Source organism: Shewanella sp. 10N.286.51.B2 (assembly GCF_041469265.1).
In the GTDB taxonomy this organism is placed as follows: domain Bacteria; phylum Pseudomonadota; class Gammaproteobacteria; order Enterobacterales; family Shewanellaceae; genus Shewanella.
In genome coordinates this window covers 84,174-96,429 of sequence record NZ_JBFRKH010000009.1, presented here as the reverse complement: position 1 = coordinate 96,429, position 12,256 = coordinate 84,174, and the positions used below count along the sequence as shown (strand labels likewise).

Sequence of the window (12,256 nt, the reverse complement as noted above, 5' to 3'; positions counted from 1 at the left end):
ATGACCCAAACTGTAGCCAACAAAAAACCTAAAGTAGACAAGAAACAAGCGATACTCGATAGCGCTTTACAGCTATTTGTTGAGCAAGGGTTTCATGGCACATCCACCGCATCCATCGCTAAAAAAGCCGCTGTCGCCACTGGGACATTATTTCATCACTTTCCCAGTAAAGATGATTTGCTCAATCATTTATTTGTTTCAATTAAACAAGAATTTGCTGATGACATTACTCAAGCATTGTCCACCTTTGACAATGCTGGCGAAGATTTAAAAACCGATGCCGAATACCTTTGGCAACAAGCGATTGATTGGGCCTTAAAGCACCCTATTAAGCAGCGCTTCTTTTTGCAATTTTCTATGTCCAGCGACATTGATGCGGCAATTCGCGGTCAAGCCATGAACGGTATTTTGCATTTTGTAGTGCAGCTTATTAGTAAAGGCCAGCAACAAAAGATTATTGCTGATTTTCCAGTTGCGCTAATGCTTGAAAACTGTCACGGCCAATACCTTGCCGCTATTCGCTATTTTACTGACAACCCGCAATGGGGCAATGACCCAAGCCAGCGCCAAGCAAGCTTTGAATTATTTTGGCGCTCAATGAAAGCTCAGTAATCTACTTTTATATTCAAAACCTCCTTTAAAGCCAGTTAGCTGATGACTGGCGAAAGGTGCTAAGCCTTAACCACGAACCGCTTCAGCAAATCTCTTTCGGCTCCAACCATACAATTGACCCAAGCATACAATTGACCCAAGCATGCACTAGATCCAACTATACATTTAATAACAAAATATTATTATCTTTATAAGATTTGATAATTTTATTAAATAATTACTTCGCCCTATACTTCTTCCATCAAAACGAACAAGCAACAACTTAGCAATTAACGTATAAGGCGAGATTATTATGAAAATGAGTCATGTAGGTATTATGGTTGGTGACATGGATAAAGCCGTCGAGTTTTATACCCAAGCATTAGGTCTTGAAATTGTCATGGGCAATTCAGCAGTCATCGAAGAAAAACAAACTGCCATTGGTAGAATGTGTATTGCGGTATTTGGTGAGGGTTTTAAAGGTTTTAACATAGCCCACCTCGTCACTTCTGATGGCATCGGCTTTGAGTTATTTGAAATGAAAGACCGCGAAGAAAGACATCATGTCGACTTCACTAAAATCGGTATCTTCCATTACTCGTTAGAAACAGATGACTTTGAAGGCGTTATCGAGCGAGTTGAAAAATTCGGCGGTAAAGTCAGAATGGACATCATGCGCTATCATCCAGAAGATGATAATAAGCCTTACAAAATGGTGTATTTAGAAGACCCATTTGGAAACTTATTTGAACTATATTCTCATTCTTATTCAGAAACTTATTCTTCTGAATACACATAAGAATTAAAGAATTTTAAAAAGCAGCTAACCGTGGTTAGCTGCTTTTTTTGTATTAGAGAAGTTTGTAGGCAAGTATTATTTAAGCGCCTAAATCACTTTTGGACAGAAATGTTTTAGGTTAATTACCCTAAATATGGCGATTCAAATTACAAAAGTAACTTAAATTATACAAACCGCTAATTCGCTTCAACCCCTTCATCCTGAATTTGCACAAGAGATGGCAAAGTTGCTTAACTCACAGTCCAATATTGATGATCTAGTTCAAAGTGCCTACTAGTCTCAGGCCATTATCTGTGAGCTGGCGATATACTGATAAATCCACTTATATTCCAGAGTCGCTTCACAACACATACGCCCTTTATGGATAAATTATATTTTAAAAAAGTATTGACGAAGAGATTCTGTTATGTGATTCTAATAACAGAATCTAATAAGGAGAGAGCTATGAAAAAACCTATGACAGTCCGCTTGCATGAAATCAATCTGAGTAAGTTAAGTATCATCGCAACACACCGCGGTATGACTCGACAGGATCTTGTTGAAAAGATACTCATCGATGCCTCAAATGAAATGGCAGAGGGGCTTACTGATAACACCGTCTCATATGTACCATCCCATGTTATTGAGTTAATTAAAACTCAGTCAGCACAACTAACGGCTGGCACAGAAGTTAGTCTGAAAAAGATTGTCGGTGAAGTGCAATGGACTGAGTTGCCCGATGCAACACGCAGAGTCTTTGGGAAGCAGTTTAGAGACATGGTAGCTGACGGAGAATTTCCGTGTTTAAAGGTAGGCCGCAAAAAGAGTAACAATGAACAGCAGTACGATGTAGTTCAACAATAAATTTTGCCCAAAGCTAGGGCGTATAGGATAAGTTGCGCCTTTCTAATTCGCCATATATTCAAATGATATCAACACAAGAAAGGAAATACATCATGAGTAAACTAATCATAGACCTTGCATTTTTAAAAGACCTAAAAAAACGTAACCCAGCCTATATTCGTCAAGCTATCGCTGACCTTCGCGGTTATGAAGACGCGACTATAGTCTTCGGAGAGACGGGCATCGGGTGTACGCCCCACTACGAGCTCACCTTCCCAAACGGAACCAAACTTCCTAAAAATGGTACCAATCATAAACCTTTTAAATTTACTTCTGACGTGCCCAAGGAAGATCGTGCTTTTAACCCTGGAAATGTGTCGAGAACCTTTAAGCTAGCAGAGATGGATAGCCTTTAAACAGGCAATAATTTGGAGTATTGAATGCTACTATTACACGTTACCGACCTGCATTTTGACACTAAGGTTTGCGAGCAAATCAAGAAGGGTTTTATCGGTGATGCCTTGTGCATCTCCGGTGACCTGTTTGATGATAGTCCGAACTGCTCCATGACGATTGAGCAACAGATCTCTTGGTATAATGCATTTCTAAAGGAGTTGCCTAAACCGGTTTTTATCTGCTCTGGTAACCACGATGTTGAAGAAGCCTCTGCTGAGAATGAGGGCTGGGATGATCTGAGCTTTCTTGATGCTGATGATTTTGATGATACAACATTAGATATGCCCCCTATTCCGACTCGAAATTGGGTACGAGAGTTGGCTGGAGACGGGATCTTTATTGATGGCAGCATCACCGAATTCATGGGTCATAAAATCGGTTGTGTCGAGTATAACTGTGAGGATTTATCAAGGTTTTACCAGTGTGATATTTTACTGCACCATGTACCACCGAGAAAAACACCAACTGCCCAGCAAAAGGGTGATGATTGGGGCTGCGATAATCTTCGAGCAGCGATTGTGTATGGAGAGATCCACCCTAAGTTATTGCTATGTGGACATGTACATCAGCCAAAAAAAAATGAGTATACGATCCGCAATACAAAAGTCATCAATCCGGGGCCACCTAACATTGAGACGTTACTTCAAAAGTGTTTAATCTCGATTTAAAGCAAGATCCGTAGTAGCTAACGAAAACTAGCCACTACATCAGAGCTAACCTAACTTGTTATTGGACAAAAACGCGTTACGAAGTTTTGAATTGTTCCATATTTCGAATAACCTAAGCTATGACGAAGTACGAGTATCACCTACAAGAAACTGGCCAGTTTAAGTAATCCACTACAACCACTACACTTTTCAGTCTCAAAGCGCTGTAGACACTACCAATAAAGGTCATTATCCCAGATCTCAATGTTATAACCTTTTTCATCGTTACGGGTAATTCTGTGTTTTATGCCAACCTTAGCAAGCTCGATAGCGACCAACTTTATTGCACTAAAATCGTCTTTATTTAACTGATCTGCGTATAGGTTAAATGTTGATTGCTTTAGATTGCGTACATCATTAGTCTTGTTTTGATTATAATCCCTGGAATATCCATCGGTAATACTCACTCCACCATCAGACATCCCTGCCGAACCAAAAGTGTCCTCAAAATCACCCATCAATATATTCTCCAAAATTAAATTCCAACAATAATATTTTACTATCAATAATTTAAAAAGCCATCAAGTGGACACGAACGTCGCTATTTCACAGCGTCACTTGATAATTTACGCTTCCAAATTACCATGGTTCAAGGTCTCCCTGTTAGAGTTATTAGAGGTCATAAACATCTGGCACTCCTTTCACCTAATTCTGGCTATACATATGTGTAGTGGCATAGTTATTCTGGCCTGTGCTTTGTATGTTTTCAAGCAAACTGTGGCATGTATTAGATCTAATTATGCTTATAACAATAGATTGAAACTCGTTTTGGGGCAGATTCGTGTCCGCCAAGATACCCGTACTGACACGCTAATGGACAGAAATGTTTTAGTTCCGTTTAAGTTCCTTGTTTTATTCAATTATCTTCAATGACCTCGAAGCCAAGTGGCAAATTATAGCCATCACCAGCATTGAATCTATTTGCGGAGACTTCAGGTAACAGTAACCCTCTATCCCCCCAATTAAGCACATGTGCTTCCTTTGGGATTTCTTCACCAGCGCTATTTATATTAGAAGAATTACAAGCTGGCTGATGAGCGAAAATTAACAATTTCTCAGCTATGTCAATCATATTATCCCAATCTGAATTTGTAACTTCGTGTTCAGAAGCTAATCGACCAAAATATACTTTAACATTTTTACTATCTTGGTTAAGAGGCCACTTTTCATGCCTTAAAAAGCGACCACCAAATGTCTGGCATCTTGAGCGACCAATATACAGAAGTACATGATTACCATAAACAGGGTGAGCACCATAAACTTGATAAATTCCAAAGTCTGAAACACCATCGGCTTCATAGGCGCTTTCTAATTCTATTCCTGATGTCCAAAGTATATTTATCTTCAAATTTAACTCCATAGCTGGATGTGAATATAACGTTTTAGTATTTTGTAGTGGCTAACTAAAACTGGCCACTACATTAGAGCTTATCTAGCTTATTTTTGGACATAAGCGAGTTTGTAACGCCCACTTAAGTGGACGCAAATAGTTGGTTAAAATTGTGAGGCATGAATAATAGGCAGCTGTTGACGTTCCGACTTATAGCGGTTTATTTAAGCTAATAAAAATTATGTGTAATTAGTGTTATTGGCACCCATGCTCGTAATAGTCTTGCTCCGCAGCACTACTATAATTCCCTGGATCGATGCACTTTTTGTCATTGAAAAAATTAAACTCAGTTCCATCACAGACCTTAAAATCGGAACCTAAATATCTACATTTGCCATTATATTTCTCATCACATGCTTGCCATGCAGCTTCTGTCGATTCATAGCAACCACACCCCGCTAAAACAAAAATAAAACCTAAAAGCAAAATATTTTTCATGGTGATGTCCGAATGTTAGGCATCTAATAATTGATCAATATCGATGCCAGATAATGATAGTGATGCTTTATATGCTTCTAATAAAACACTTTGAATTTGATCAAGATCCGCAATCATCAAACTACAGTGAACTGTACGTTCTGGATGCATTATTTTTAGCTCATTAGTAATGTAGCCAACGCGTTTATCATTAACTTATCTCAATTTCTATCTTAGCGTGCAGCTTCAATAACACTTCTGATTTTATACAGTTATCTATATGAAGTGGTCAACTATGCATTTCGAACACAGCGTAGCCAAAGTGTATTACTTGGAGCATAATTTCCTCTAAATCCCTTATCAAAGTCGATGATTTTAACTCCAGGGATATGCGCTGTATCCTTATATGAGCTCGCAGATACTCGAAATACATTAAAAGCAATATTTGGGGTGTTACTCCAATATGCTGGATAGGAGTTATGACTTAAAGCGAGTTTGATCTTTTTTGTTTCTGCCAAAGGCTCTAGTAAGGTTTCTAGTTCAGATACTTCTGGTATTCTCCAATCTGAAAAACCAGCATATTTATTACTGTTCAGCCATTCAACATATGAAGTACAGTCATGTATATTAGGGTGAATCCCCTGCATGGTTATATCGAGTGCTTGTGTGTATGTTTTATGCCAACAATACCAGTATCCAATAGTCTCTTGTGTTTTTACTTCCCACATTAAACCTGTCTCTTTATCAAGCCAGGCCAGAACCCCATCATCAATATTAATAGCTGTTTTTTGCTCTGATATTAAAGTCATAAGTTGTTACCGATTATTATATATCAAAATAAAATAACATAAGTATAAAGATAAAGTTAAGTCTCGTTCGGAGTACTAAACTAGTTTTCAATATACGTCTATTTACAGAAAAATCTATCTTAAAAACGCCCTTTGCAACCTGCTTCGGTAAATAGCTATAAATGTACCTATTTTTTTACACATCAAGATGATTTAGACTCAGGTTTCTAGCTCATAATTGGGCATAAATGCGTTACAGCCACCAACTTTATACTTCGTTTATATTGGCTCTTTTTCAGTAGTCCATTACTTCAGTTTAATCTATTGCCTGCCGCAGGTGCTATATAGAATATACGAATGTCGCGATCACATAGTCAATGATGTTCCCTACATCATAATGACATCTAACCCATATCCCTATGAGTTAGATGTGAAACAGCGACCTTATGTGCAGATACAACTGCGAGACGCTGCACTCTTTATATAAGTCAAAAGGCCCATAAACTTTGCCACAACAAATGCCTGTTTTGGTCATATTTGTTCCCGACAAATAATGACTGTTCCCGCCATCCTTGGCAGTCAGAAGCTCGCTGCTGCATCTACACAGGGGTTATTATCTCTTCGATTTGACTGCATTCGTGGCAATAAAAGAGCTAACGTTAGAAATCTATAACATTAAAAGTCTAAAAGACTCAATTTGAATTGAGGTCATCGAGACTCTTTATTCCGAGAACTCGTGAGCTTGGCATGGAAGCCAATTCAAATTGTAATACTTCATCTAAACAGCAACATTGCCCTGCTTATAACACCTTAAAGCATCATCACTAAGAGTCAGCCTCAAAACGAGCCACTCTGGCTTCAACCTCTGTGCAGCCGGTGCTTTGTATCAACTCAGCTAAGGTGGTACTCGGGCGTTCAGTGAGCAGGCGCACCAGTTTTACGGCTAATGGTTCTAACTTGTCACTATGTTCAAGCAGTGCGATGTTTAGCTTTTTTATCAGGTAGGCAAACTCATTATTAGTTTGCCCTGATAACTGTGCGGCAAAAGACTGAATATTAATGGCATCTCCCACGAGTTGCCAATTGCGAGAACGACGCACTCGCTTAAGCTCACAACCATATTGCGTAGCCATATCTTTAGCCTGCTTGGCGGCGCTGCCACCGATGCGATGAATAAGCGAAGGCAGTGCAATGGTGATATCTTCATTCATAGGAGGATTGGTTAATACTCATTGAGGGCCTTTGATTAATAATGAATCATACCCCAATAACACCAATCTAAACATGAGAAAGCAGCTTGGCGAGTTAAAGTGCACTACTTTTTCAAAGACTTAAGCTGACCTGTTTAAGTTCAGATAAAAAAACGCCGCATTGCTGCGGCGTAAAGGAGGTTGGAACGAAAAAAGCTTAACGCTATATTCAGACCTCTTGGCCCAATAGCGCAATTAAAACTAGCTAGCCATGGCTAAAGAAGGCTTGTTTTCTGGTAACTTCACCATGAAAGAGATGACGGTTGATAATACGATAAGTCCTAGCATTAAGTAGAAAGTCGGAACAAAGCCACCAAATAACGAAGCGACAATAGAGCCAATGATGCTGCCGATACCAAAGCCAAGATAAATAAAGCCATAAATTTTGGTTAAGTTGTTAAGGCCAAAGAAGTCACTCACTAGCGATGGGAACACAGTAATGGTGCCACCAAAACTAAAGGCGATACAGGCAACGGCTAAGTAAAAGCTCCACGCATTTAAGTGAACAAATAACAGCGAACCGACACCCGCTAAACATACAATAAGCGCAATGCTGATGACTTTCATGCGATCCATTTTGTCAGATAACACACCAAGAACTAAACGACCTGAAAGGTTAGCCACCGCAATCACTGCCACTGCAGATGCTGCTGTTGCCATACTTAAATGTACATAACCTTCGCCAATGTCTTTTGCCACACCAATCACGTATAAGCCACTCATACAGATGGTTAAAAAGATTAATGCTAGTACCCAAAACTGTGATGATTTCATTGCTTGCGCCAGTGTAAAGTCTCTGTTTGCAACGCTGTTTTCTGCGGTTGAGACTTCTTGAAGGGGGGCATCTTTCATCATTAATCCACCCGCAATGACTAGCACCATGGCAATCACAGCCCATGTATCAAATGTCATCGCCAAACCTGAATGGGTCAGCATATACATGTTGATGTATTTAAAGCCTAAACTGCCAAGGCCATAAGCACCAATAGCACAAGCAGACACTAAACCTTTACGTTCAGGGAATAATTTAACGCAGTTAGATAGGCTCATTAGGTAACCGGTACCATCAGCAAAACCCACTAACAGGCCGCCACATACATATAGCATTAATAGGCTATCTGCATGCGCAGTAAGAAATAAGCTCGCGCCGATTAATAGCCCAGCACCAATGGTGACATTACGAACCCCAAAGCGCTCTTGTAACTTGCCTGACACTGACGAAGCCACGGCTAGTGATAAACTTAAAATACCGAAAGTAAACGCCACATTACTCACTGGAAGCGACAGTTTCTCAGCTAACGGGGCATTGAATAAGCTCCATGTGTATACCGAACCCAAGGCAAACTGCGCCAAAATGGTACCAATAAGCGTCATAATACGCGCTCGGTTTGATATTTGTGCTGACATAGTGTCACTCTCCACAGCAATAATTAATGATTAATTTAACAATATGGTGGTCAAAATACGGCTTTTTGAGAGGAAGACAAGAGTCTGAATTAACTAAAACATGAGCTGTAAAATAGCGGCATCAAATGCAATATATCGGCATGAAATGCATTTATGGGGGTTAAATGCTGAGTGAGCTTATCTGCAGTAGCAAGGGTGGTTGTATCGTTTTTTGAGTCGTCTTTATGGGTAGGCGGTGTTGAATAGTTCGTTAGCTAGCCAATGACAGCAGCGGTTATAAGTTCATCAGTGCTCGAAAGGTTTTTATGTTACTGCGACTCACCAGCACTTCACCGTCAATATCGCGCAGTTTTAACAGATAGGTGCTATTGGTCCAAGGGATGATCTCACGAATTTTATCGATATTAATGCAATAGGATCGATGGCAGCGAAAAAACGATTCGCTCGGTAAAAGTTCCATCAAATCAGTAATGGTATAAGGCACATGAAACACCCCTTCGCGAGTATATACCTCAGTGATTTTTTCGTTGGCAACCGCATAATAAATATCATTAATATAGCTGACCACAATGCGGTTATTTTGGGTTAAATTAATGGTCCGATTAAGGCTGCTGGCCTTAGGCTTGGGCTTGTCGGTATTCACTGGCAAAGACTCGACATTGATATCTGCCGCTGGTAGGTGTTTTTGAGCTTGCTCAAGTTTTTGCAACACCCCAATAGCCCGCTGCTCATTAAAAGGCTTGAGCAAATAATCAAATGCTTCTAACTCAAAGGCATCTGCGGCGTACTCTTTATAGGCAGTCACAAACACGATATGCGGCTTTTCAGAAAATTGATGAATGTTTCTCGCCAATAACATACCGTCAATGGATGGAATATTAATATCAAGAAATATCACATCCACTTTATTGCTTTGCAGGTATTTAAAAGCTTCAAGACCATCATCGAAGGTCGCTACCACTTCAATCTGACTATGGGTTGCGATCAAATAAATCAGCTCTTCTCGTGCTAGGTATTCATCTTCTACAATCAAGGCTTTTAACATAGTTCCCCCTATAGCCTTCTAATGAATGAAAAAAGACATCTCAGTGCCTTTTGTCAATGCAGTAATCTCTAAGCCAGCACCATAGAGTAGCTTTAACCTTTGGTGTACATTCATCAAGCCGATGCTCGTGCTGTCTATGGTTCCTTGGTGCAACTTATCAATCAAAGCCGGATCGATGCCAACCCCAGTATCACGAATGGTAATTTTCACCCGATCATCTTGCTGCTTTTTAACCGTAATCAGCACCTCACCAGGATAAGACGCAGGCTGAATGCCATGTAAAATGGCATTCTCCACCAGCGGCTGTATCAGTAAGCTTGGCACACAAGTGTGTACATCATCAATATCAAAGCTGACGGTTAATTTAGGCCCAAATCTCGCCTGCTCAATCGCGGCATAATCCCGCACCTGTTGCAGCTCTTCTTGGATATCTATCAGCTCATCAGTGTGATCTAAATTAAAGCGCAAAAAATCCGCTAGTTTGGCGATCAATTCTCGAGCTTGCTGAGGCCGAATACGTATTAACGTAGAGATAGCATTGAGGGCGTTAAATAAAAAATGCGGATTAATTTTACTTTGCAGCGCCGAAAACTCTGCTTTTGAGGCCATGGTTTTTAACTGTTCGATGCGCGACACTTCCATTTGGGTAGAAATCAGCTGCGATAATCCCACCGCCATTTCCCGCAGTGAAGACTTAATTTGATAAGGCTCACGGTAAAATATTTTTAAGGTACCAGTAACGACATTGTTCTCCATTAATGGAATGATTAACAATGAATGAAAGTCATGGGCATCAAGGTTATTGCTAATAATTTGTTTGCCTGTGGCAACGGCTTGCTCGGTCATCTCGTTAATTTTATTGTGGGGCTCTAGGTAGTTTTCTTGACCTATACCCACATAAGCCAGTACTGAGGTGGTATCAGTTATCGCCACCACATCCGCTTGCGTATCAAGGCGGATGATCTGGCAAACCGCAATTAACGACTGACGATCATTTTGACGAAAATAAGGTAAGGTTTTATTGGCAATATCTAAGGCCAATTTTGCCTGCTGCGCAGCAATCCAATCTTTTTCATCGTCAATATCTTGCACTAACTTGATAATCAGCCCGATGGACACAGTGCCCAATATCATCGGCAAACCAATGTGACGCACAATCACCATTGCCTGCTCATAATCATCTGAAAACACCACAATCAGCACCATGGTCAGCACCTCGCAGATAACCCCCGCTAAAATGCCATACCAGGTATAGTGTTTTTTATCGACACCGACATGTATCCAACTTGCCAGAAAGCCTGCAAAAATACTCGATATTAAACAGGCGGTTGAAGTCGCGCCATCAAGATCAATTAAGTAACGATGCAGCCCTGAGATGATACCTGCTGGGATCCCCACCCAAGGGCCAAAAAGGATACCGCCAGATAACACTGCAATAATACGCACATTAACCAAGGAGCCATCGACCTCAATGCCGGTGTAGGTGCTCATAACCGCAAATAAAGTAAATAACAGCGACATCATCGCCATCTCAATCGGTTTTCGATTTGGTTTGGTGATGATTTTTTGAAAGCTGCGGGTGCGAGTGAGCAAAAACAGCAGCATCAGCATTAAGGCTGCCCGTTCAAATACGGCGATTAACATCATTAATTGCTCGGTATACATAGCAGCGCCTCTAATAAACCTAATTGATAACAATAGGTATAAGAATTATATGATGAAATTTTTACAATGCCAGTATTTGACCTTAAAGGTAAATTGTAGAAAGGTTTATATCGATTAAAGAAGTTTAAAATTTTCCAAGCTTAAAAAGCTTGCCAAAAAATGCCAAATGAACAGAAAATTGCCACAAACCAAGCCAGTGAGCGCATAGTTGATAAGCCCTTTAAGTACAGCAAGTGATAGCTCACTCTAGCAACCACATGCACCATAGCTAACGTCGAAACAGTAGCATTAACATTATCAGTTGCGATCGCGGTTAAACTGCATAAACCAAAAACGATCAAAGATTCAAAGGCGTTTTGATGCCCTGCTAGTGCTCTTGCGCCAAAACCGGTTAACTTGGCTTGCTGTGCCCGCGGATGTGCATTGTCATAACCGCCGAGTTTTGCCATTGCCACAGCAACTGGCCCCTTGGCTAAATAGGGTAATAAGATTGTGATAAACAGACAAATCAGTAACGTTTGCATAAAAGCAGCCCGAGTAAGTTAAGGTCATTAATTACTAGTAAATCATTAATTACTTTTTAAGCCCAATGTTTTATTCAGCTAATGTTTTATAAATAATTGATTACCCATGGACCATTCCACCCTGTAAAACCGTTACTACTAACTTATGCACAGTCATCAGAATTTATTTTAAACAAAGTGATTCATTATTAAGCCTTTAAAATCAGAAACACACCTTGGTTAAATTAGCTGTCAGTCATAACAGCCTAGTAACAGCTTCACCAATGCAACTGATACAGCGCCCTGATTGAGGTTACTAAAGGTAATCCTCCAGCAATGAACCCCAGCCTACTGACAGCATAAATCTAACCATTTTATGCATAATATCGATAAGTTATACTTTAGCTAAATTCTTT

At 40.1% G+C, this 12,256-nt stretch carries 15 protein-coding genes; 5 read left to right on the top strand and 10 right to left on the bottom strand.

The annotated features are described in order from the left end of the window. The 5 genes from AB4140_RS02220 to AB4140_RS02200 all read left to right on the top strand — a co-directional run bounded on the left by AB4140_RS02220 (position 1) and on the right by AB4140_RS02200 (position 3,336). Positions 1-612, top strand: coding sequence for a TetR/AcrR family transcriptional regulator (locus AB4140_RS02220; RefSeq protein ID WP_102477138.1), 612 nt, complete (start codon positions 1-3; stop codon positions 610-612). A gap of 292 nt (positions 613-904) precedes the next feature. Beyond that, positions 905-1,390: a VOC family protein gene (locus tag AB4140_RS02215; protein WP_102520125.1), complete on the top strand. Its 486-nt coding sequence runs from the start codon at positions 905-907 to the stop codon at positions 1,388-1,390. Positions 1,391-1,834: 444 nt separating this feature from the next. Continuing rightward, entirely contained in the window at positions 1,835-2,233 is a 399-nt protein-coding gene (locus tag AB4140_RS02210) for a DUF1413 domain-containing protein (protein ID WP_371999624.1), read from the top strand. Positions 2,234-2,325: 92 nt separating this feature from the next. Next, complete coding sequence (locus AB4140_RS02205) at positions 2,326-2,628, top strand: hypothetical protein (protein WP_371999622.1); 303 nt, start codon at positions 2,326-2,328, stop codon at positions 2,626-2,628. Positions 2,629-2,652: 24 nt separating this feature from the next. Next, the gene (locus AB4140_RS02200) at positions 2,653-3,336 is read left to right on the top strand and encodes a metallophosphoesterase (protein ID WP_371999620.1); all 684 of its coding nucleotides are present in this window, start codon (positions 2,653-2,655) and stop codon (positions 3,334-3,336) included. Positions 3,337-3,548: 212 nt separating this feature from the next. Here the strand turns inward: AB4140_RS02200 and AB4140_RS02195 are convergent, their stop codons facing one another. The 10 genes from AB4140_RS02195 to AB4140_RS02150 all read right to left on the bottom strand — a co-directional run bounded on the left by AB4140_RS02195 (position 3,549) and on the right by AB4140_RS02150 (position 11,861). Next, positions 3,549-3,833, bottom strand: a complete 285-nt coding sequence (locus tag AB4140_RS02195) for a hypothetical protein (protein WP_371999618.1) — start codon at positions 3,831-3,833, stop codon at positions 3,549-3,551. A 398-nt stretch (positions 3,834-4,231) separates the two neighbouring features. Further along, positions 4,232-4,723 (bottom strand): hypothetical protein, encoded by a 492-nt coding sequence (locus AB4140_RS02190; protein WP_371999616.1) that lies wholly within the window; start codon positions 4,721-4,723, stop codon positions 4,232-4,234. A gap of 237 nt (positions 4,724-4,960) precedes the next feature. After that, positions 4,961-5,203, bottom strand: a complete 243-nt coding sequence (locus tag AB4140_RS02185; protein ID WP_371999614.1) for a hypothetical protein — start codon at positions 5,201-5,203, stop codon at positions 4,961-4,963. A 15-nt stretch (positions 5,204-5,218) separates the two neighbouring features. Then, on the bottom strand, positions 5,219-5,353 hold the full coding sequence (locus tag AB4140_RS02180; RefSeq protein WP_371999612.1) for a hypothetical protein: 135 nt from the start codon (positions 5,351-5,353) through the stop codon (positions 5,219-5,221). A gap of 122 nt (positions 5,354-5,475) precedes the next feature. Further along, entirely contained in the window at positions 5,476-5,991 is a 516-nt protein-coding gene (locus AB4140_RS02175) for a DUF1566 domain-containing protein (protein ID WP_371999610.1), read from the bottom strand. A gap of 803 nt (positions 5,992-6,794) precedes the next feature. After that, on the bottom strand, positions 6,795-7,181 hold the full coding sequence (locus AB4140_RS02170) for a ribosome recycling factor family protein (RefSeq protein ID WP_102476319.1): 387 nt from the start codon (positions 7,179-7,181) through the stop codon (positions 6,795-6,797). A gap of 240 nt (positions 7,182-7,421) precedes the next feature. Next, on the bottom strand, positions 7,422-8,627 hold the full coding sequence (locus AB4140_RS02165) for an OFA family MFS transporter (RefSeq protein ID WP_102438629.1): 1,206 nt from the start codon (positions 8,625-8,627) through the stop codon (positions 7,422-7,424). Between the two features lie 274 nt (positions 8,628-8,901). Next, positions 8,902-9,672 (bottom strand): LytR/AlgR family response regulator transcription factor, encoded by a 771-nt coding sequence (locus tag AB4140_RS02160; RefSeq protein ID WP_371999608.1) that lies wholly within the window; start codon positions 9,670-9,672, stop codon positions 8,902-8,904. Positions 9,673-9,690: 18 nt separating this feature from the next. Further along, positions 9,691-11,337, bottom strand: coding sequence for a LytS/YhcK type 5TM receptor domain-containing protein (locus tag AB4140_RS02155; RefSeq protein WP_198589937.1), 1,647 nt, complete (start codon positions 11,335-11,337; stop codon positions 9,691-9,693). Between the two features lie 140 nt (positions 11,338-11,477). Then, positions 11,478-11,861, bottom strand: coding sequence for an MAPEG family protein (locus tag AB4140_RS02150; protein WP_102438632.1), 384 nt, complete (start codon positions 11,859-11,861; stop codon positions 11,478-11,480). Between the last annotated feature and the right edge of the window lie 395 nt (positions 11,862-12,256).

Coding starts and splice junctions, on each gene's coding strand:
- AB4140_RS02215 (WP_102520125.1), top strand. CDS start 905: ATGAAAATGAGTCATGTAGGTATTATGGTTGGTGACATGGATAAAGCC.
- AB4140_RS02180 (WP_371999612.1), bottom strand. CDS start 5,353: ATGCATCCAGAACGTACAGTTCACTGTAGTTTGATGATTGCGGATCTT.
- AB4140_RS02150 (WP_102438632.1), bottom strand. CDS start 11,861: ATGCAAACGTTACTGATTTGTCTGTTTATCACAATCTTATTACCCTAT.
- AB4140_RS02155 (WP_198589937.1), bottom strand. CDS start 11,337: ATGTATACCGAGCAATTAATGATGTTAATCGCCGTATTTGAACGGGCA.
- AB4140_RS02175 (WP_371999610.1), bottom strand. CDS start 5,991: ATGACTTTAATATCAGAGCAAAAAACAGCTATTAATATTGATGATGGG.
- AB4140_RS02170 (WP_102476319.1), bottom strand. CDS start 7,181: ATGAATGAAGATATCACCATTGCACTGCCTTCGCTTATTCATCGCATC.
- AB4140_RS02165 (WP_102438629.1), bottom strand. CDS start 8,627: ATGTCAGCACAAATATCAAACCGAGCGCGTATTATGACGCTTATTGGT.
- AB4140_RS02205 (WP_371999622.1), top strand. CDS start 2,326: ATGAGTAAACTAATCATAGACCTTGCATTTTTAAAAGACCTAAAAAAA.
- AB4140_RS02185 (WP_371999614.1), bottom strand. CDS start 5,203: ATGAAAAATATTTTGCTTTTAGGTTTTATTTTTGTTTTAGCGGGGTGT.
- AB4140_RS02210 (WP_371999624.1), top strand. CDS start 1,835: ATGAAAAAACCTATGACAGTCCGCTTGCATGAAATCAATCTGAGTAAG.
- AB4140_RS02200 (WP_371999620.1), top strand. CDS start 2,653: ATGCTACTATTACACGTTACCGACCTGCATTTTGACACTAAGGTTTGC.
- AB4140_RS02160 (WP_371999608.1), bottom strand. CDS start 9,672: ATGTTAAAAGCCTTGATTGTAGAAGATGAATACCTAGCACGAGAAGAG.
- AB4140_RS02195 (WP_371999618.1), bottom strand. CDS start 3,833: ATGGGTGATTTTGAGGACACTTTTGGTTCGGCAGGGATGTCTGATGGT.
- AB4140_RS02220 (WP_102477138.1), top strand. CDS start 1: ATGACCCAAACTGTAGCCAACAAAAAACCTAAAGTAGACAAGAAACAA.